Here is a 19,037-nt window from a genome sequence, read left to right on the forward strand (position 1 = left end):
ATGCTTTTGAAAAAGAGGAGATAAAATGGAAAAGAAAGGAAAGATAGAAAATGATTACCACATTTACTTTAGATGCAGAGTTCGCTAATAGTGATGGCAGCTCTCAGCATTTACGTTTAAAAAATTTTGATCCAACTAAAATAGCCGAGGAAATCAAAGCCTCGTTAACAAAATTGACACAGCTGAACCTGTTTGAAAAAGACGGCGTCGGTTTATTTAAAAAGGTCCTGCATGCGACCATTATTGAAAAAAGAGTCGAAACCATTTTCGACAAACGAGTGGAGACGCAAACAAAAGATTCATCAACGAGATTAATGGAACAAGCCCAATCTGAAACTCTCCCAGTAGAAGAAACAACATCTTACGTTCAGCCTTCAATTAAAGAACGTGCTACTTTTGATACACTTCAAAATTTAACCATCACGGAGGAGCGACCAGCGCCTGGTACGCTGATTCAGAAAATTGAACTGCCGAAGGGTCTTGATCCGTGGTCCCTGAATGAAAATCAAGCCATTGAGCTGTTACAGGCCTGTATGCCGTCTAATGCCACGTTAATGAATGTCGAGGTGGACGATCAGTCTGTTCCGGCAAGACTCATTATTACGGAGGCGGTAGAGGATCAGCCTATTTCCTCAGAAGCAGAGGAGGTCACCGAGACTCTGCCAGAAAAAACGAGAAAAAGGCGAAAGCGGCTGATTGATCGGATTCGAAAACGCGAATAACCAGCAGTGTCTGTCTCATCAAAAAATCCAACGTTGGTATGAGACGACAGTTATTTCTCATAACTAAAATTTTTGCCCGCCAAACCAGCGGGCTCTTTGTCATGCAAAGCAATCTTGTCTTAAATAGAAGGATTGAAGCCAAAGGGAAACGTGATGATAACGTTCAGTCGTTTAAAGAATTTTCCAAATCATCCCACAAATTTCAGCTGAAAAGAGGATAGGGCTTATCAGGATACTCATTCTGCAAATCCAATGACGTTTTTGCACGAAATTCCCAAAGGCATCCATCTCAGCTACGCCATTGTAAACCTCTTCGCCAATCATATAATCTATCGCTAAAAATTCTGTCTTTGTCTTTTCAAACTTTTCAATAATAACCTCGGCTCTTTTTCTTAAAAGTATGTCTTCATTTGCAAGTTTTATACTATAGTTACTCCCTACAAAGAGTTTTATTTCACCTACTTGTTTTATACTCGCATTCTCAGGTATTCCTTAAAAGCATATCTAGATATCAGATATAAGTATTGGATATCTGTCTGTTCATAAAATAGAATAAATGTAGAAACATTGCCAAACAAAAGCAAATTGACAGTATAGATTATCTGTTTTTATTTCGTAACTTTAAGGTGTTGATCATAAAAGGTCTAACTAACTTTATCCTATGTCAACAAAGAAAATGAAAAAGGAGCGTTTTTACAATGAATGAAAAGTTAAGCATGACCCAAGAATGGGACAAAGTATTTCCAAAAAGCGACAAGGTGAATCATCGAAAGATCACCTTCCACAATCGCTACGGCATTACCCTAGCAGCTGATTTGTATGAACCGAAGAATGAGAGCGGAAAGCTGCCAGCCCTTGCGGTTAGCGGACCCTTTGGCGCAGTGAAGGAACAATCATCTGGTCTATATGCTCAGACGATGGCGGAAAGAGGCTTCCTTACGATTGCTTTCGACCCATCCTTTACTGGAGAAAGCGGTGGACAGCCTCGTTATGTCGCTTCGCCAGATATCAACACGGAAGATTTTCAAGCGGCGGTTGATTTCTTATCCTTGCAGGACAACGTTGATCCTGAAAAGATCGGCATCATCGGGATTTGCGGCTGGGGCGGTATGGCTTTGAACGCCGCCGCGATTGATACCAGAATCAAAGCGGTCGTACCTGTGACCATGTATGACATGTCTCGGGTGAATGATCGTGGTTACTTTGATGCGATGGATGAAGAGGATCGCTACGAAGCGAAAAAGACGTTGAATGCCCAAAGAATCGAGGATTATAAAAATGGGGAGTACGCAAGAGCCGGCGGAGTCGTGGATCCTTTACCAGAGGATGCTCCATACTTTGTCAAAGACTACTATGATTACTATAAAACCGCTCGCGGCTATCACAAGCGTTCTTTAAACTCAAATGGCGGATGGAATACAACCTCCTCATTATCCTTCATGAACATGCCGCTGCTGCAATACATTAACGAAATCAAAAGTGCGGTGCTCTTAGTTCACGGAGAAAAGGCACATTCCCTATATTTCAGCAAAGACGCTTTCGCAGAATTAACAGGGGACAATAAGACCTTAAGAATTATCCCTGATGCTTCTCATACGGATCTTTACGATCAGGTTGATGTTATTCCTTTTGATGAGATTACTGATTTTTTGCGGGAGAATTTGGAATAGGGCGAAAGACTAATCATGTGTTTTATCGATTGCTATGAAAAAGCGGAGTAACCAAAAAAGGTTCTCCGCTCTTTTGTTATTGGTGCATTGTATAAGTAACTTTTTGTTTATTGAAAAAATATTTTTTATATGTTCGATGAAGTCTTGACCTCCTAAAAACTTTTTCCATAATCGACTAAGCCCTTGCCTTGGAGCCCACTCCATGGTTTATGATAAGTTAGAAATAGAAGGAGGCGAGACGAATGAATATAAAAAAAGCTGCAGAGATGTTTGATTTGACGACGGACACATTGCGTTACTATGAACGTGTAGGCGTTATTCCGCCTGTTCATCGTAATGAAAGTGGCTACCGCGAGTATTCAACAAATGATTTGAACTGGATTTACTTGGCGAAGAACTTACGAAACGCAGGACTATCTGTTGAGTCATTGATTGAGTTTGCCAATTTGGCTCAATTACGAGAAACACAGAATGTAGAAGAAGCTCAGAAACAAATTTTGGCCGATCAATTAGAGGAACTAGATAAAAAAATAGCAGAGATGGCAGACGTTCGAGAACTCTTATCCTACAAGATCGAAACCTATGACGATCATATCGCAAAATTTAAAGCCGGAGAAATGCCCTCTGATAAAGTCGAGAAATTATGGGAACGAAAAAAATAGAGCCTTTCTCTTGCTATGGAGTTCACTTCAAGGTTTAGGATGATTCATGTAATACAATTTAAGGAGGAAATGACCATGCGAACAATTCAATTAAACAACGGTGTAAAAATGCCACAACTAGGATTTGGTGTTTATCAAATTCCTTTAGAAGAAACAGCGGAAGCTGTGTATCAAGCAATCAAAGCAGGCTATCGTTTGATCGATACAGCTTCTATCTATGGAAATGAGAAGGAAACCGGCGAAGGAATCAAACGGGCGATTGATGAAGGTCTTACTACTCGTGAGGAACTTTTCGTTACGTCTAAACTATTCATTCTTCAAGCACCAGAAGAAAAAGCAGCAGAAACAATTGAACAATCCCTTAATGTAATGGGACTTGATTATTTAGACCTTTATCTGATTCATCAACCTTATGGTGATGTATATGGCGCATGGCGGGCAATGGTTGCCGCACAAAAAGCAGGGAAATTAAGAGCAATTGGTATTTCAAACTTCAAATCAGCGAAAATGATCGAATTTGTTGGCTTGAATGATGTAAAACCACAAATCAATCAAATTGAAGTAAATCCTTGGAATCAACGAATTGAAGACCAAGAATGGCATGAAAAATATGGTGTGCAGATTGAAGCATGGGCGCCTTTTGCTGAAGGACATCATGACTTATTCACGAATCCCGTTTTAGCTGAGATTGGCGAACAGTATGGCAAATCAGTGGGACAAGTAGTTCTACGCTGGTTAATGCAGCGAGGAATTGTTGCCTTAGCAAAATCGGTTCGCCCAGAACGTATGGCAGAAAATATTAATATCTTTGATTTTGAATTATCAGACGCAGATGTTGAAAAGATCTCCGCATTGGATAGGAAAGAATCCGCCTTCTTTGATCATGACGCACCACAGCAAGTAGAGTGGGTTATGAATCGAATGTTAGACACAGAAAACTAATCTATAAATATATCAAACGATAATCGCCATCCCTGAGCTGAACGCTGTCTTTTTCCAAGGAGGGTACGCTACAATAGAAGTGTATCAAACAAATAAGGAGGGATTTTTGATGAAGGTTATTGTATTAGGATCTTCACACGGCGGCTATGAAGCGGTCGAAGAGTTACTATTGGCTCATCCCAAAGCGGACGTGCAATGGTACGAAAAAGGCGACTTTATTTCATTTATGGGATGAGGAACGCAAATGTATCTCGAAGGAGTCGTAAAGGATGTTAACTCTATCCGTTACATGACTGCCGAAGAGATGGAACGACGCGGGGTTCGCGTTTTTACCAACACTGAAATTACCAAAGTAATACCTGACAAACATGAAGTAGAAGTACTTGATCATGTTAGCGGAGAAACTCGTACGGAAGCCTATGATAAATTGATTTTAAGCCCTGGAGCAAATCCATTTATTTTACCGGTTCCGGGTCATGACCTGAAAAACATTGAAACGATGCGGGGACGTCAGGATACGATCGATCTGAAATTGCATTCAGTAGACCCAGATATCCAAAACGTTGTCGTCGTTGGCGGCGGGTATATCGGTATTGAAGCTGCGGAGGCTTTTGCTAAGGCAGGGAAGAAGGTCACACTGGTGGATATCATCACCCGTCCATTAGGTGTCTACCTTGACAAAGAATTCACTGATATCTTAGAAAAAGAAATGACAGACAACGGCATGACATTAGCGATGGAAGAAAAAGTCGTTGAATTTGTCGGTGAAGACGGCAAGGTCAGCAAAGTGGTAACAGACAAAGGAGAATATCCAGTTGAGATGGTCGTGATGTCTGCGGGTGTCAGACCCAATACAGCTTGGCTGAAGGATGCGGTGGACATGCATCCAAATGGGATGATCAAGACGGATGAATATATGCGGACAAGCGCTGAAGATGTTTTCGCAGTGGGAGATGCGACCTTGATTCAATACAACCCAGCTCAAACGACTGTCAATATCGCTCTTGCGACAAACGCACGAAGACAAGGACGCTACGCTGTGAAAAACCTAGAGGAAGCAAAATATCCTTTCCCTGGTGTACAGGGCTCATCGGCATTACGAGTGTTTGATTATAAATTCGCTTCGACTGGTTTGAATGACCAAATGGCGGATCGCTTGAAAATCAAGACAAAATCGGTCCTATTGGATCAAGAAACCTTGATGGATTTTGTCCCAGCGGATATGAAAGAGCGGATGCTATTCAAGCTAGTCTATGATCCAGAAACTCATGCGATTTTAGGGGCTCAAATCATGTCGAAAAAAGATCTGACAGCCAACATCAATGCGATCTCGATTGCGATCCAAACGAAATTTACCATTGAGCAGTTGGCATATGCGGACTTCTTCTTCCAGCCTGAGTTCGATACGCCATGGAACCTACTGAATATGGCAGGTCTAAAGGCGCTTCAACAGGAAAACGAGGCTTAGCAGACAGGTATTCTTTTAAATAGATGACAAAAGGACCCACTTTACTTGGAGATTCATGTAAGGTGGGTCCTTAATAATTGTCAAATAAAGAATAAAGACCGTCTTTATTGATCGAGCAAAAAAAGTTATTTCTACGTAAAAATACTTTACTCCTACATTCGGCGGTATGGAAGACTTTCTTTCGTCTAATCCAAGAAACGGCTGCTCCACTCTGTAATTTGCATTCATCATCTCCTAACGTATTCTCATAACCCAAAATTTTAATAGGAAATCCCTTGCAACTGAAGTTTTGTGGTGTATTTCACCCGCATTTTGGTCATTCATAGGGAATCGTGTAATTTTTAAATTCCAAAAAATGAGGTCTCTTAGAAAATAATAAGATACCAACGAAACTACTAAATATGTTTCAGTAAATCCTCTTTTTCAAATTTAATATAATCAATAAATCTTTGTACAGCAGGAGATTTATATCGTAATGAATTTTGCGCTAGGTAAATTGTCTGAGTAAGGAAAGGCTCCTTAAGACGAATCTCCTTCACACTGAAATTTTCCATAATACTTGATTGCGGAAAGATTCCAATACCAAGATTTTTGCTGGTTAGGCTAAGAAGAGTCAAATCATCCAGTACTTCATAAGAAATATTAGGTATCATCTTCTTTTTTGCAAAGTAGCGATTAATTAACGGACGGAGCGTGCTCGGTTCATGAAAAGTAATAAAATCATAAGTTATTAGTTCTTCAAGTGTGTAATATTTATTGCTTGAGAGAGGCGAGTTTAAACTTGCGATAAAAATAACAGGTTGTATGTGGATCGGTATAATTTCTAAATCTGGAAACTGCGCAAAAGTTGAAAACTGTTCGTTGCCTGTAAAAAAAGCCACATCATAAGCGCCATCTTGAAGTTGGGTTAATAAATTGATTGTATTGTTTTGACTAACTCGAATTTTAGCGTGACTTTTTTTGGCATAATTTGCTAATAAGTTCGGAATGAATACAGGTCCTAAGGAATAGACGAACCCCAGATCGATTCGGCCACTTTCAGCATTCGTCAATGCATACAATTCTTTCTGTACAATCTCAAGTTCGTTCATTGCGCGATACGCTCGCTGCTGGAAGAGTTTGCCATATTTGTTCAATTGAATGCCACGACCAACACGATCAAAGAGTTTGGCAGCTAAACCTTCTTCAAGTTTACTGATAGATTTACTTAAGGCAGGTTGGCTGATAAATAATTCATCTGCGGATTGTTTCATATTTTCAGTATTAGCTAAATGGAGAAAGTAACGAATCTGTTGGATGTTCATTTTAATCACTCCTTTAGAGATAGTATAGCTTATTTTGATAACTATTAGTTATTGATATAAGAAAAAATGATATTAGATTTTATGGAAACGCTACCTTAATATAGAGGAAAGGAGGCGACGTTTTGGGTACGAAGAAATCAAAGTTAATGAAAGCCAGTGAAGCAGTTCGATTAATTTCCAATGATGAGGTTGTTGGTTTCTGCGGAGCAGGTGGTGGTATCACTGAACCTACAAAGGTGATTGAGGCTTTAGCGCAACGATTTAAAGGGGAGCAGCTACCAAAAAATCTGACGCTGATTCATACGACAGGGCTTGGCGATAGAAATGATCGTGGGATGTCCCCACTAGCACAACAAGGTATGGTCAAACGAGTGATCGGAGGTCATTGGGCGCAGTCCCCTCGATTGGCGGAAATGGCAGAACGCAATGAAATCGAGGCATATAATTTTCCACAAGGGATCGTATGCCATTTGATTCGAGCGGCGGCTTCGAAACAGCCGGGCATTCTAACTCATGTTGGATTAGGAACCTTTGTTGATCCTGAACAAACAGGTGGTCGCCTAAATAAAAAAACCACGGAGCCATTAGTGAAGAAGCAAACAATCGATGATAAAGATTATCTTTTTTATAAAACTACACCACTGGATGTTGCTGTCATCAGAGGGACGACAGCAGATACCGACGGCTATATATCAATGGAGGATGAGATCATTTACGCCGATGCATTGGTCATGGCCCAAGCTGCCCATAACAATGGAGGAAAGGTCATCGTCCAAGTGAAAAGAGTGGTCAAAGCCGGAACCATTCATCCAAGGCAAGTCAAGATTCCAGGTTTCTTGGTGGATGCCATCGTGGTGGATGAGGAGCAATCACAGATGTATGTTGGTGGTGTCAATCGCTTCATCTCAGGAGATTACATTTTTTGTTCAGACTCAAGTGAGCTGATTCCGCTAAATCAACGGAAAGTAATTGGTCGTCGAGCGCTCTTTGAAGTTTCTCCTGGCGATGTTGGAAATGTTGGTGTCGGGATCGCGGATGGTATCGGGATTATTGCTAGAGAAGAAGGAGTACAAGATGCCTTCACTTTGACTGTTGAAACAGGAGCGGTCGGGGGTGAATCTGCTCAAGGAATCTTTTTCGGAGCGACATTAAATAGTCGAGCGTTAATGGAAATGCCTGCACAGTTTGATTTTTATGACGGTGGTGGTTTGGATGTTTGTTACTTAAGTTTCGCAGAAGTAGACAGAGACGGAAATGTCAATGTTCACCGTTTTAATGGAAAAATTGTTGGTACAGGCGGCTTCGTGGATATTTGCCAAAATACACAAAAAGTCGTGTTCTGCGGTACGTTAACAGCTGGAGGATTAAAGACCGCAATTGGTAATCAGCAAATCGAAATCGAGCAGGAAGGTTGCTTCAAAAAATTTATCGACAAGGTTCCGGAAATCACATTCAACGGGAAAGACGCCATTCAAAGAGGTCAGGAAGTTTACTATGTGACAGAGCGAGCTGTTTTTAAGCTAAAAGTAAACGGACTAGAGTTGATTGAAATCGCTCCAGGTGTAGACTTTGAACGCGATATAATCCAGCAAATGGCGTTTCGCCCAACAGTTTCAGAATCTTTGAGTAAGATGGATGCACGCTTATTTAATGAAGACATCATGGGCATCAAAAATGAATGGTTAGAAAAACAATTAGGAGGAAAATAAAAATGACAGAATTACCATTGAAAGTAAATGACACCTGTTCTTACACTAAGACAATCAGCGAATCTGATGTGTATCTCTACGCGGGAATCACAGGAGATTTCAGCCAAATGCACATGAACGCGGAATTTATGAAAACAACGCCGTATAAAGAGCGAATCGTTCATGGCGTATTGACGTTTTCATTTGGCTGTACCGCATCAACACTGATTCAACAACAATTGAAAGCAGAAATTCCAAGTGTTTCTTATGGCTATGATAAATTACGTTTTATCAAACCAGTCTTTTTTGGGGATACTGTGACTGCAAAATACACCGTAAAAAAAGTCGATGTTGAAGCTATGAAAACCTATTCCGATGTTGAAATATTTAACCAGCACGGTGATATCTGTGTGTACGCACAACACATTTTGAAATTCATTCCAGAAGAGGAGATGGATCGATGAAATTTTGTTTTTTAGGTGCTGGAGCGTTAGGCAGTGCCATTGGCGGTACCTTAGCTCGTAATGGGAAAGAAGTCTATTTAGTGGATCAATGGCAGGAACACGTAGATCGAATCAATCAAGAGGGTTTGATTTTTATTGAAGGGGAAAAAGATATCCGTATCCCGATCAAAGCGGTGACAGACCCTTCATTACTTGGGCCGATGGATGTGATCGTTGTCTTAGTAAAATCATTTGCGACAGAAGCCGCGATCAAACAAGCGGCACCGTTGATTGGACCTGAGACTGTTGTTATGTCCTTACAAAATGGTCTTGGTAACGAGAAGATTATCGAAGAGGAAATTGGTTCAGAAAAAATTATCGGTGGAAAAGCCTATGTCGGTGGTGTATTGAAAGCCCCGGGAAAAATTATTCCTGGCGTTGTCGGCAAAGAAATTTGTATTGGTGAAATGACCGGTAAAACAACGGAGCGCATCCAGAAAATCGCTCAAGAATTCAATGAGGGGGGGATCATCACAAAAATAAGTGACAATATAAAAGGGATGATCTGGGATAAATTGCTCATAAATGTCGCGACTGGCGCATTAGCCGGAATCACAGGTTTAGGATATGGCGATCTCTACAAAATCAAGGATATCGAAGAAACGGCCTTTGCGGCGATCGAAGAAGGGATCAATGTGGCAAAAGCAAACAAGGTCATATTGATGACTGAAAAGCCGAAAGAGATTTGGGAAAAAGCGGCGGCAGGTTTGCCCTATGGATTCAAAACATCGATTTTACAAAGTCTCGAGAAAAAGCAACGTTCAGAAGTGGATTTTATTAACGGGGCAGTGGTTCGTTGGGGAAAGAAATTGAATGTCGAAACGCCTGTTAATCACGCTTTGACTGCCTGTGTCAAAGGAATCGAAATGCGAAATGAGGTGACATCTATTGAATAGAGCATATATCGAACATGTTGCAATCTATGTGACAGATATTGATTGGTATATTGATTTTTTTGAAAACACCTTAAACTTTACGGAACGTATGCGTAAAGTAGAGAACGGACAGCCAAGACAGGTCTGGTTATATGGAGGGATTCAATTGATCGAAGTTGAAAAAAATCACCTCACTGGGAAATTAGGACATCTCGGAATTATGGCGGAGAATCAGCAAGAAGCGCTAAAAAAAATCAAACAATACGATGTTGAACCAATGCCACAAGGAAATAATTGGTGGCAATTGCCAGACGGGCTTTGTATTGAAATCCTACAAGCCAAGCTAGGCACTGTTAAAGATATCTTAGATGTTACACCGTGGAATTAAAAGGAGGAAAAAGAATGAAAAAAATATTAATGCTTCATGGAGTGAACCACAATATGTTTGGGCATCGTAATCCAAAACACTATGGAACAGTAAGGCTCAACGAGATTAATCAAAACATGGAGAGTCTTGCTAAAGAACTAAACGTTGAAGTTGAACACTATCAAACTAATGATGAAGGGAAAATGGTCGATCGAATTCACCAAGGTTACAGAGACAAAGTTGATGCCGTGATCATCAATGCAGGTGCCTGGACACATTATAGTTATGCGATTCGCGATGCATTGGAAATCTTAGAAGTTCCCTTTATTGAGATGCACATGTCCAATGTCCATGCCCGCGAAGAATTTCGTCATCATTCAGTTTTTTCAGAAAAAGCTGCTGGTGTGATGTGTGGCTTTGGATTTGAGACCTATCAGTTAGCACTACGAGCTGCAGACCATTTGACTAAATGAAAATAGATATGTGATTTTTCGTCGTTAAGTGAGAGCTTAGTCTTAAATATTGCTTATTAATTCAAGTTGGATGAAACATGATAATTTTTTATGATTAAATTTGGTTCTAACACTGAGTTAAGTGATTACAAACAAAAAATGACTTAGATAAAACCCTCAAGAGAAAATACACTCTTGAGGGTTTACTAAATCATTAAATGAAACAACTTTATTTGATGTTTTTTCTAGTGTAGTGAGTCGACCGTTCGCACTGAATTGAAAACCTGGTTTATTTACTTAACTAATCGTTTTTAATATCTATTTTTATGAATAGATTTGGATAGAAATGCTTACGTCAAAATCACGTCCACAGATCATTCATAGCATCGCGTTTTTTCTTCCCGGCGATATGAGTATAGACGGTTGTTGCGGATGTTCCAGATTGTCCCAGCTGCTCCGCAACTTGAACAAGGGAATTGGTTTTACTGTATAGCTGAGTTGCTACAGAGTGCCGGAGCTTGTGGGGGGAGATTTTGATTTTGAAGGCTTCGGAATATTTTCCCACCATGGCTTCAACAGCACCGCTGGCGATGCGTTTGGCTTTGCCGCGATAACGTGTTAAAAAAAGGGCGGATTCGTTTTCGTCTGGCTGATATAACTGCTGCCGCTGAGCGAGATAAACAGTCAAATATTCAATGGCGATAGACGAAATGACTACCATATCCCATTTCCCGCCTTTTCGATAAACCCGAGCTTCACCGGCAGTTAAATCGAGATCCTGTACGTTCATGTTCACGAGCTCTGATAACCGCATACCTGTGCCAAGAAATAGACCAATAATCGCAAGATCCCGAACTTGGTTTTTCTTGAAGGCGGTGATTGCTTGCCGGGTTGCTAGGGTATCAATGTAGCGATTCTCAACAAACTCTAAAAAATCTAATGCTTCTTCATCCAAAAATAATTTCTTCTCGATGGCGGCGCCTCGCTCGGCCATCGTCTTATTATCCTTGACATTTGCGACTTTTCCCATCATATTGTGTTCAAGATAGGGTTTTCCGGTAGTGCGATCTATCGCTTCACTTAAATAATTGAAGAGGGAACGCAAGGCGGTGACCCCTCGTTGAACTGTCGCATTTTGCCGCAGGGGAAGGGCTTGCTCGCTTTCTTCTAAACGCTTTTTAGTGGACTCTTTTAAAATTTTCGGTGCTTTGACGAGATGTGCTTTATAGAATTCTAAGTCTTCTGGCCAAAGTGCCGCAAATTCTGCCAGGGTAATCTCCGAGAGCTCTTCGGCTGAGGAAAAGCCTTCTTGAATCAACCAATTTAAAAAGCGTCGATATTCCTTGGCATATTCATATAGGGTGATGGAGGAATACTGATCCCCACTTTTTTTTCGGAAATAATTTTGGACGAACCAAGGGAAAAATTGGATTTCCTCCTCCATTCGTCGATTGGCTTCCTGTTGATTCATCTGTGCCAACTCCTTTATAACTAAAAGTATAAAACAGAGAGCAAACGTTGTCAAACAATGGTTATTTTATAATGCATACTCATCATCTAAATAGATTTTATCGTCTCATATCGGTTATTTAATAAATTAAGAAAGAAAAAATAGTTGTTCATTTTTCGAAAGATTTTTCTTGTAATAGAAGCTATACTTTAATCGTAAAGCAAGGGGAGGGAGTAAGAATGATTACTTCAAAGAAAAAACGAGAAGAGTATTATCATGCACTAAAGGAACGCGACCGAAACTACGATGGTATCTTTTTCGCCGGAATCAAAACGACCGGGATTTTTTGTCATCCAACATGTCGCGCTCGTAAACCCAAATTCGAAAATTGTGAGTTTTATCTAACTGCGGAGGAGGCTTTATTGGCGGGATATCGACCCTGTAAAATCTGCCAGCCGCTGTCCTTTCCGCAAGCCATTCCAGAAGAGGTTCAATTGTTAGTGAATGCCGTGGAGGAGCATCCAGAAAAACGCTGGACGGAAGCAGATTTCTCTGCTATTGGGCTAAATTCTGCCACTGCGAGAAGAAAATTCAAAGAGATCTACCAGATGACCTTTGTTCAATATGCCAGAGCTCGCCGAATGGGCTTAGCTTTTAAGGAAATTCGTAATGGAAGCAAAGTCATCGATCAGCAGCTGGAAACAGGCTATGAATCTTCCAGCGGGTTTAATGATGCTTTTACGAAAATCATGGGAAATCCCGCAACAAATGCGTCAACTCGAATCTTGAACGCCTCCTTTATTTCCACACCAATCGGTCGAATGCTCTGTTTGAGTGATGAGGAGTACTTGTATTTACTAGAGTTTGAAGATCGCCGCGGGCTGGAACGGGAAATTGAACAATTGCGCATGAAGCATCAATTTCGGATCATTTATGGTCAAACGATCATCCATCAGCAGGTGGAAACACAATTAGCAGAATACTTCAAAGGTGAGCGTACCAACTTTTCACTACCATTGTTCTACGATGGTTCCCCTTTCCAGAAACAGGTCTGGAAAATTTTAGAAACTATACCTAGCGGACAAACCCTAAGCTATCGAGATATTGCTCTCCAGCTAGGGGATAAACACAAGGTACGCGCGGTAGGTCGGGCCAACGGGTTAAATAAAATCGCCATCATAATTCCTTGCCATCGAGTAATCGGCAGCGATGGAAGCCTCACTGGCTATGCTGGCGGCTTGGAACGAAAGCAGTATTTACTGAATTTGGAAAAAAGAACCTCAAAACAAGACAAGACGCATCCAAACGATTAAAAATTTTTGGTTAAGACGAAAGACTTATTGAATAAATAATAATATTATGTTAACTAAAAAAGAACTAGTAAAAGAAATAATCTTTAACTAGTTCTTTTTTTCGGATTAATCAAACCGAAAAATTACCACCACAAAGAGTAGGAACAGAACAAATACTACGGCCAACAGACAAAAGACTTTCCGTTTCAGCTTCAAAAACTGAGCCGTTTCCGTTGTATTCATTCGACTGGTTGTTTTCCGACGGGTAAAGAGATATAGCAGCAGACCCTCACCATGTTGTCCACCAGCCGCCACGATCGACCAAAATTTCGGATTCTTGATCCCGCGACTTTTCGCATCCATCATAACAAGGGAGTAGATATAGTAACACATACAGCCAGCAGCAATTACCAGCAAGGTCATTAAAAGAATCATAATCAGTGTTAAACTCATTGCAATCGGCTCCTAAATTTTTTTGATAATCAAGTAGAAAAGGGAGAGACTATTCGCGCCGATCAAGGCAAAGATAATCAGTAGAAACACTTCATTCATTGTTTGATTGACTAAAAGAACCACCATTAGTAGAACATTTACGAAAAGCATCGCAATAAAAATTTTCAAAAAGTGGTTCACAACGGTATTCTCCTGCAAATGCTTGACCATTTCTCGATCTCCTTTCAATAATTCATCTAAAGATAGCTGATAGATTTCTGATAAGCGAATGATTCGTTCAATATCAGGATAACTGCGACCATTTTCCCAATTAGACATGGTTTGACGAGTAATCCCTAACTCCTCAGCTACATGATCCTGTGTGAAATTTAATTCATTTCTCCGTGCCTTTAAGCGTTGTCCAACTTCCATTTTCTACACCTCAATTTTCACCGATCTTTCTTTAAGAATAAATCAAAATTCCTTTACCTGCGAGAAAAAGTTAAGTAAAAAAGCTTTTACGTACTGATAAATCAATGATTAGTGAGTGGAGATAACTAGTAAAAGTTGGAAAGCACACAAGTTTTCAACTAAAAAAAAGTTGACATTAAAAAGGAATCAGAGTATATTCCAGATAGATACCGACGGTAGGTATGTTATTGTGAACCGTTTTAGAACCGAACAGATTAGAAACACTTTCTTCTATTTTTTTGAAAAGGACTAAGAGGCTGCTTGAGGTTAAGAAATCCTAATAGTAGGTCTTGAATGGTGATTTGTCCGTGCTTTCATTAAAGTTTTGAAATCCGAAAGATTCCACTGAAGAGAACTCATGAAAGCTGCAAATTGCATTTGCGTAATCCATTTTGATGGCATCAATCACGCACATTTTAATCGGGAAATTATGATGGAGGTAGATCAAGAGGTGTTCAAGAAAAGGAAAGAATAAAAAGCTATTTTTTTAGACGAATAGATACCAACGGTAGGTATGTATTGTTTTGAAAGGAAAAGATTAATAAAGAAAGCAGGGAGTTAACTATGAGACAAAACAAAAATCTTCATTTGCTAATCGGGAGTCAATTATTTTCAGTTTTAGGCACAACCATTGTTCAGTTCGTAATTTCTCTATATGTATTGGATATTACAAAATCAGCATTTACCTTCAGCGTGATCACCTCCTTATCTGTCGTAGGTCGGTTAGTCTGTTTGCCATTTTGTGGGGTATTGGCGGATCGATTGCCAAAAAGAAACTTAATGCTGTTTATGGATTTTCTCTATCTTGTCTTATCAATCGGTCTCTTTTTAGTTACTCGTCTAGCAAATCCAGTGACAGCGATCGGGCTGTTGACGGTTATTATCGGGATGGTTTCTGCCTTTGAAACACCTGTTGTCCAATCCGCCATTCCCGTAATCTGTTCAGAAGGGGAGGTTCCACGAGCGAACGGGATTATCAGTTCGATTGGAACTTTAGGAACGGTTTTAGGGCCTATCCTTGCTGGGATGATTTACCGTTTCGAGGCAGTGTACCAGATTTTTTTAATTACAGGCGTACTTTTTCTAGTTGCGATCTTCTGCGAAGTATTACTAAAAATTCCGGTTCAAGCTCAGACCGCTATAGAGGGCTCTTTAGTCAAGGTTGTGACAGGTGACTTAAAGGAAGTGACCCATTACTTAAAGGTTCAAAAGGTCATTGTGCGGGTAGCTGTAGTTGCCTTCATGCTGAACTTTTTCCTAGCTTCCTTTATTCAAGTCATCGTACCTTACGTTTCACGAATCCAGCTGGGAGTTAGTGATGCGCAATTTGGGTTAATGAATACTCTATTTGCCATCGGCAGCTTACTAGGGACCATCATTTACGGTGTGTTGGCGAATCGTTTAAATGAAACGAGCATTACCAAAAATTTGATTTTAGTTGCCATCCTCTTTGGATTGCTGATTATTCCTTTCGGCTTGATCCAAGAACCAACAATGGCTTTTTGGGTGATGACGTTACTTGTAGCAAGTGCAATGGGGGTAGTTACGGTCATTTCTGTTCAACTGATTGTTTATATTCAATTGGTTTCTGATAAAGCTTTACTTGGTCGCATCATGTCATTGGTTATGATTGTGACGACTTTAGCCGTTCCGTTAGGTCAGGTGATGTACGGCGGTTTTGCCGCGATGGCTTCTGGAGAAATGCTGCTGCTTCTGATTATAGCCACTTCACTTGTCACTGTGGTGATTGCCTTCTTTTCAATCAAGATCTTTAGACAAATGGGAATAAAAAAAATATTAGAATAAATCATACACTTTATAAAAAGTCAAACCCAATTATTTTATATTTTTTAAAATTTTTATTAACAAAGTTAATAAAAAATGTTTTTTTGCTGATATACTAAATGTGTATGATGAAATTCTAAGGAGGGATTGTCGTGAGTTTCTTTAACTACAAGGGAAAGAACGTTTTTTATGAGACAATCGGAGAAGGAAAACCACTTGTTTTTTTGCACGGAAACACCTCATCATCCAAATCATTTACTCCCATGCTACCCCTCTATAAAAATTTTAAGGTTATTTTGATTGATTTTTTAGGCTATGGGCGCTCGGATCGTCTGAACAAATTTCCTGCTGAACTCTGGAAGGATGAGGCACGTCAAACCATTGCTCTTTTGGAACATCTAGACATTAAAGACGCGAATTTAGTCGGTACATGCGGAGGTGCTTGGGTGGCGATCAACGCGGCATTTCTCAGACCAGACCTTGTCGCTACAGTGACTGCTGATAGCTTTCACGGTCGCAGCTTCCCTGAAGATTTTGACGAAGCCCTATTGGCTGAACATTCATCGACCATCGAGGATCCTGAATCCTCACAATTTTATCACTGGTGTATTGGGGAGGATTGGAAGGATGTTGTAAAACGAGATATCGACTGTATGTGGCGATTCATTATTTCTAGAAGAGAATTATTTTTCGATTCATTAAAAATTTTGCAGGCACCCTTACTCATGACCGCAACCAAAAAAGACGAAACTATTCGTCCAAATATCGAAAGAGAGTACCAGGCGATCGTCGGAGAAGTCAGCCACGGACAATTCAAACTGTTCGAAAAGCCTGGACACCCTGCGATTGAAACTAGTGCTGAGGAGGTTGCTGAGACCATTGATCAATTTATTGCTCAGTATAGTTAAGGTTTCTTCACAGCCACAAAGAACAGCCATGTGAATCGTTTTCTCCATGATAAGAAACGTCGAATGAACTCATTTATTCGGCTGCAGCTCTATCAGGGAAATGAAAGCGGTTCTTTTTTTGCTATACTTATATGAAAATGGATAGGAGGAATTTACATGAGCTTTTTCAATTATGAGGATAAAAAAGTGTATTACGAAATCGTTGGGGAGGGAACACCGCTTTTGTTAATCCACGGAAATACCTCGTCTTCAAAATTATTCACACAGCTGTTACCTTTATACGCGAGTTTTCAAGTCATTTTGATCGACTTTTTAGTAGGCTATGGTCAATCGGATCGAAGAGAAGTTTTTCCGACAGAACTTTGGAAAGATGAAGCACACCAGACAGTAGCCTTATTGGAACACTTAAAGCTCGGAAAAGTTCACCTGGTAGGAACCAGCGGTGGCGCATGGGTGGCGGTCAATGTCGCATTACTTCGACCTGATCTAGTTGCCACAGTAACTGCTGATAGTTTTGATGGACGAAGCTTGCATGAAGGTTTTGGCGAAAAACTTGTCGCTGAGCATTCCACCGTAGCAAATGATCCTGAAACTTCTCAAGTCTATGAATGGTTTATCGGAGAGGATTGGCGGACCGTTGTAGAAAAAGACACGGATTCGCTGCTGCGTTTGATCGAATCAAAGAAACCTTTATTTTTTAAATCTTTAAGTTCTCTAGATTGCCCGTTACTGCTAACCGGAACCGAGAAAGATGGCTTGATTCGTAAGAATATCGCGGAGGAGTACCAGGCGATTGTGAGTGAAGTACCCAATGCTCAATTCAAGCTATTTGAAAATCCTGGACACCCAGCCATTGGAACCAATGCGGAAGAAGTGGCAGAGACAATCCGAAAATTTATTTCAGAAAATAGTTGACGAAGAACTCATTCCCAGTTATTGTTTAGTAAACAATCGAGGTGAACAATAATGGTAGGAATTCGAGATGTGGCTAGACGTGCTGGAGTTAGTCCTGGGGCGGTTTCAAGAGTATTGAACAATGATCCTACGCTCTCTGTTGCCGAATCGACCAAAGAGCGAATCTATCAGGCGATTAAAGAGCTGAACTATGATATTGACAAAAGAAAATACGTCAAACGACGCCTGCCATCGATCGGTGTCATCACTACGACCAGTCGGCAAAAGGAGTTAGACGATCCTTATTTCAATGCTCTACGCATCGGTTTAGAGCAGGAAGCACGACGACTACATTTAGGGATGAATCGTGTATATAATCTAGAGGACAATCCAAAAACTTGGCAGGATTTCGACAAGCTCGGAGCAATCATTATTGTAGGAACTGTTTCAGAGACGGCTGTTCGACGCCTGAGTGAGCAAAATAAAAATATCATTGTGGTGGACAATCCTGAGATCAACCAAGAGGTAGATATGGTGTATGCTGACTTTGAGCGAATGACTAAACGAGTGCTCCAGCTTTTTTATGAGAAGGGGCATCGCCGAATCGGCTATATCGGAGGGTTTAACATTGATATTGATGAAAAGGGTGAAAAAATCTATAGTGATAATGAAAAACGCTATCGGGCATATCAAGAATTTATGACTGCCAACGGCTTAAAAAAGCAGGCGAAATTAGGGCTTTGGGAACCACTTGAAGGAAAGAGAATGATGGATGAATGGCTAGAATCAGAGGAAGAATTGCCAACAGCACTTCTGGTCGGCAGCGATCCTTTATCTGTAGGTGTCTATCGTTCATTGCAGTCAGCAACTATCTCAGTGGGAACTGAGATTGAGATAGCTAGCTTTGACGATATCGAGATTGCGGAGTTTTTAACCCCAAGTTTGACCACTGTTCATATCAGCGCACAGGAAATCGCGAAAGCCGCAGTTCGGTTAGCAAAAGAGCGAATTGATGGGGAAAGACAGGAACCGGTCATTATGACTTTTCCTTCAAAATTGGTCGTGCGTGAAAGTTTTATCCCAAAATAATAGTAAACGAGAGAGCTTTGAAAAAAGTTCTCTTTTTTTTGAAATTTCTCTTGACATAATTGT

The 19,037-nt window shown here is 40.4% G+C and carries 19 protein-coding genes; 15 read left to right on the forward strand and 4 right to left on the reverse strand.

Features of this window, described 5'->3' with window-relative positions; translation table 11 throughout:
- Positions 1-50: 50 nt before the first annotated feature.
- The 5 genes from RV13_RS01530 to RV13_RS01555 all read left to right on the forward strand — a co-directional run bounded on the left by RV13_RS01530 (position 51) and on the right by RV13_RS01555 (position 5,464).
- On the forward strand, positions 51-722 hold the full coding sequence (locus RV13_RS01530) for a DUF2922 family protein (RefSeq protein WP_010743487.1): 672 nt from the start codon (positions 51-53) through the stop codon (positions 720-722).
- A 698-nt stretch (positions 723-1,420) separates the two neighbouring features.
- Entirely contained in the window at positions 1,421-2,392 is a 972-nt protein-coding gene (locus tag RV13_RS01535) for an alpha/beta hydrolase (RefSeq protein ID WP_060789038.1), read from the forward strand.
- Between the two features lie 242 nt (positions 2,393-2,634).
- Positions 2,635-3,054, forward strand: coding sequence for a MerR family transcriptional regulator (locus RV13_RS01540; protein ID WP_010743489.1), 420 nt, complete (start codon positions 2,635-2,637; stop codon positions 3,052-3,054).
- A 75-nt stretch (positions 3,055-3,129) separates the two neighbouring features.
- A complete protein-coding gene (locus RV13_RS01545; RefSeq protein WP_010743490.1) occupies positions 3,130-3,996 on the forward strand; it encodes an aldo/keto reductase in 867 nt (288 codons plus the stop codon).
- A gap of 109 nt (positions 3,997-4,105) precedes the next feature.
- A complete protein-coding gene (locus tag RV13_RS01555) occupies positions 4,106-5,464 on the forward strand; it encodes an FAD-dependent oxidoreductase (protein WP_231371751.1) in 1,359 nt (452 codons plus the stop codon).
- Between the two features lie 395 nt (positions 5,465-5,859).
- Here RV13_RS01555 and RV13_RS01565 read toward each other — a convergent pair whose 3' ends face one another.
- Complete coding sequence (locus tag RV13_RS01565) at positions 5,860-6,768, reverse strand: LysR family transcriptional regulator (RefSeq protein WP_010743493.1); 909 nt, start codon at positions 6,766-6,768, stop codon at positions 5,860-5,862.
- A gap of 122 nt (positions 6,769-6,890) precedes the next feature.
- Between RV13_RS01565 and RV13_RS01570 the strand changes: the two genes are divergently transcribed.
- Genes RV13_RS01570 through aroQ form a run of 5 tightly spaced genes read left to right on the forward strand, consistent with a single transcriptional unit; the run spans position 6,891 to position 10,674 of the window.
- Entirely contained in the window at positions 6,891-8,477 is a 1,587-nt protein-coding gene (locus tag RV13_RS01570) for an acyl CoA:acetate/3-ketoacid CoA transferase (RefSeq protein WP_010743494.1), read from the forward strand.
- Positions 8,478-8,479: 2 nt separating this feature from the next.
- Positions 8,480-8,920, forward strand: a complete 441-nt coding sequence (locus RV13_RS01575; protein WP_010743495.1) for a MaoC family dehydratase — start codon at positions 8,480-8,482, stop codon at positions 8,918-8,920.
- The gene (locus RV13_RS01580; RefSeq protein WP_010743496.1) at positions 8,917-9,855 is read left to right on the forward strand and encodes a ketopantoate reductase family protein; all 939 of its coding nucleotides are present in this window, start codon (positions 8,917-8,919) and stop codon (positions 9,853-9,855) included. Before RV13_RS01575 ends, RV13_RS01580 begins: the two co-directional genes overlap by 4 nt.
- Positions 9,848-10,222 carry a VOC family protein gene (locus RV13_RS01585; protein ID WP_060789037.1) on the forward strand — a complete coding sequence of 125 codons (375 nt, stop codon included), beginning with the start codon at positions 9,848-9,850 and terminating at the stop codon, positions 10,220-10,222. The genes RV13_RS01580 and RV13_RS01585 overlap by 8 nt, the downstream gene beginning before the upstream one ends.
- A 14-nt stretch (positions 10,223-10,236) precedes the next feature.
- The gene (gene aroQ / locus RV13_RS01590) at positions 10,237-10,674 is read left to right on the forward strand and encodes a type II 3-dehydroquinate dehydratase (protein ID WP_010743498.1); all 438 of its coding nucleotides are present in this window, start codon (positions 10,237-10,239) and stop codon (positions 10,672-10,674) included.
- A gap of 340 nt (positions 10,675-11,014) precedes the next feature.
- Here aroQ and xerS read toward each other — a convergent pair whose 3' ends face one another.
- Complete coding sequence (gene xerS, locus RV13_RS01595) at positions 11,015-12,124, reverse strand: tyrosine recombinase XerS (RefSeq protein ID WP_010743499.1); 1,110 nt, start codon at positions 12,122-12,124, stop codon at positions 11,015-11,017.
- A 218-nt stretch (positions 12,125-12,342) separates the two neighbouring features.
- On the opposite strand from xerS, the gene RV13_RS01600 reads away from it, so the two are divergent.
- Positions 12,343-13,416 (forward strand): bifunctional transcriptional activator/DNA repair enzyme AdaA, encoded by a 1,074-nt coding sequence (locus RV13_RS01600; protein WP_010743500.1) that lies wholly within the window; start codon positions 12,343-12,345, stop codon positions 13,414-13,416.
- A 105-nt stretch (positions 13,417-13,521) separates the two neighbouring features.
- Here RV13_RS01600 and RV13_RS01605 read toward each other — a convergent pair whose 3' ends face one another.
- Positions 13,522-13,848 carry a hypothetical protein gene (locus tag RV13_RS01605; RefSeq protein ID WP_010743501.1) on the reverse strand — a complete coding sequence of 109 codons (327 nt, stop codon included), beginning with the start codon at positions 13,846-13,848 and terminating at the stop codon, positions 13,522-13,524.
- Positions 13,849-13,860: 12 nt separating this feature from the next.
- Positions 13,861-14,259, reverse strand: coding sequence for a helix-turn-helix domain-containing protein (locus tag RV13_RS01610; protein WP_010743502.1), 399 nt, complete (start codon positions 14,257-14,259; stop codon positions 13,861-13,863).
- Positions 14,260-14,862: 603 nt separating this feature from the next.
- Here RV13_RS01610 and RV13_RS01615 point away from each other — a divergent pair.
- The 4 genes from RV13_RS01615 to RV13_RS01630 all read left to right on the forward strand — a co-directional run bounded on the left by RV13_RS01615 (position 14,863) and on the right by RV13_RS01630 (position 18,974).
- Positions 14,863-16,104: an MFS transporter gene (locus tag RV13_RS01615; protein ID WP_010743503.1), complete on the forward strand. Its 1,242-nt coding sequence runs from the start codon at positions 14,863-14,865 to the stop codon at positions 16,102-16,104.
- 131 nt (positions 16,105-16,235) lie between these two features.
- The gene (locus RV13_RS01620) at positions 16,236-16,991 is read left to right on the forward strand and encodes an alpha/beta fold hydrolase (protein WP_010743504.1); all 756 of its coding nucleotides are present in this window, start codon (positions 16,236-16,238) and stop codon (positions 16,989-16,991) included.
- Between the two features lie 156 nt (positions 16,992-17,147).
- Positions 17,148-17,906, forward strand: coding sequence for an alpha/beta fold hydrolase (locus RV13_RS01625; RefSeq protein WP_010743505.1), 759 nt, complete (start codon positions 17,148-17,150; stop codon positions 17,904-17,906).
- Between the two features lie 51 nt (positions 17,907-17,957).
- Entirely contained in the window at positions 17,958-18,974 is a 1,017-nt protein-coding gene (locus tag RV13_RS01630) for a LacI family DNA-binding transcriptional regulator (protein WP_028021209.1), read from the forward strand.
- The last annotated feature ends 63 nt before the right edge of the window (positions 18,975-19,037 follow it).

The sequence above is a fragment of the Enterococcus raffinosus genome (assembly GCF_001886185.1).
GTDB classification, from domain to species: Bacteria; Bacillota; Bacilli; order Lactobacillales; family Enterococcaceae; genus Enterococcus_A; species Enterococcus_A raffinosus.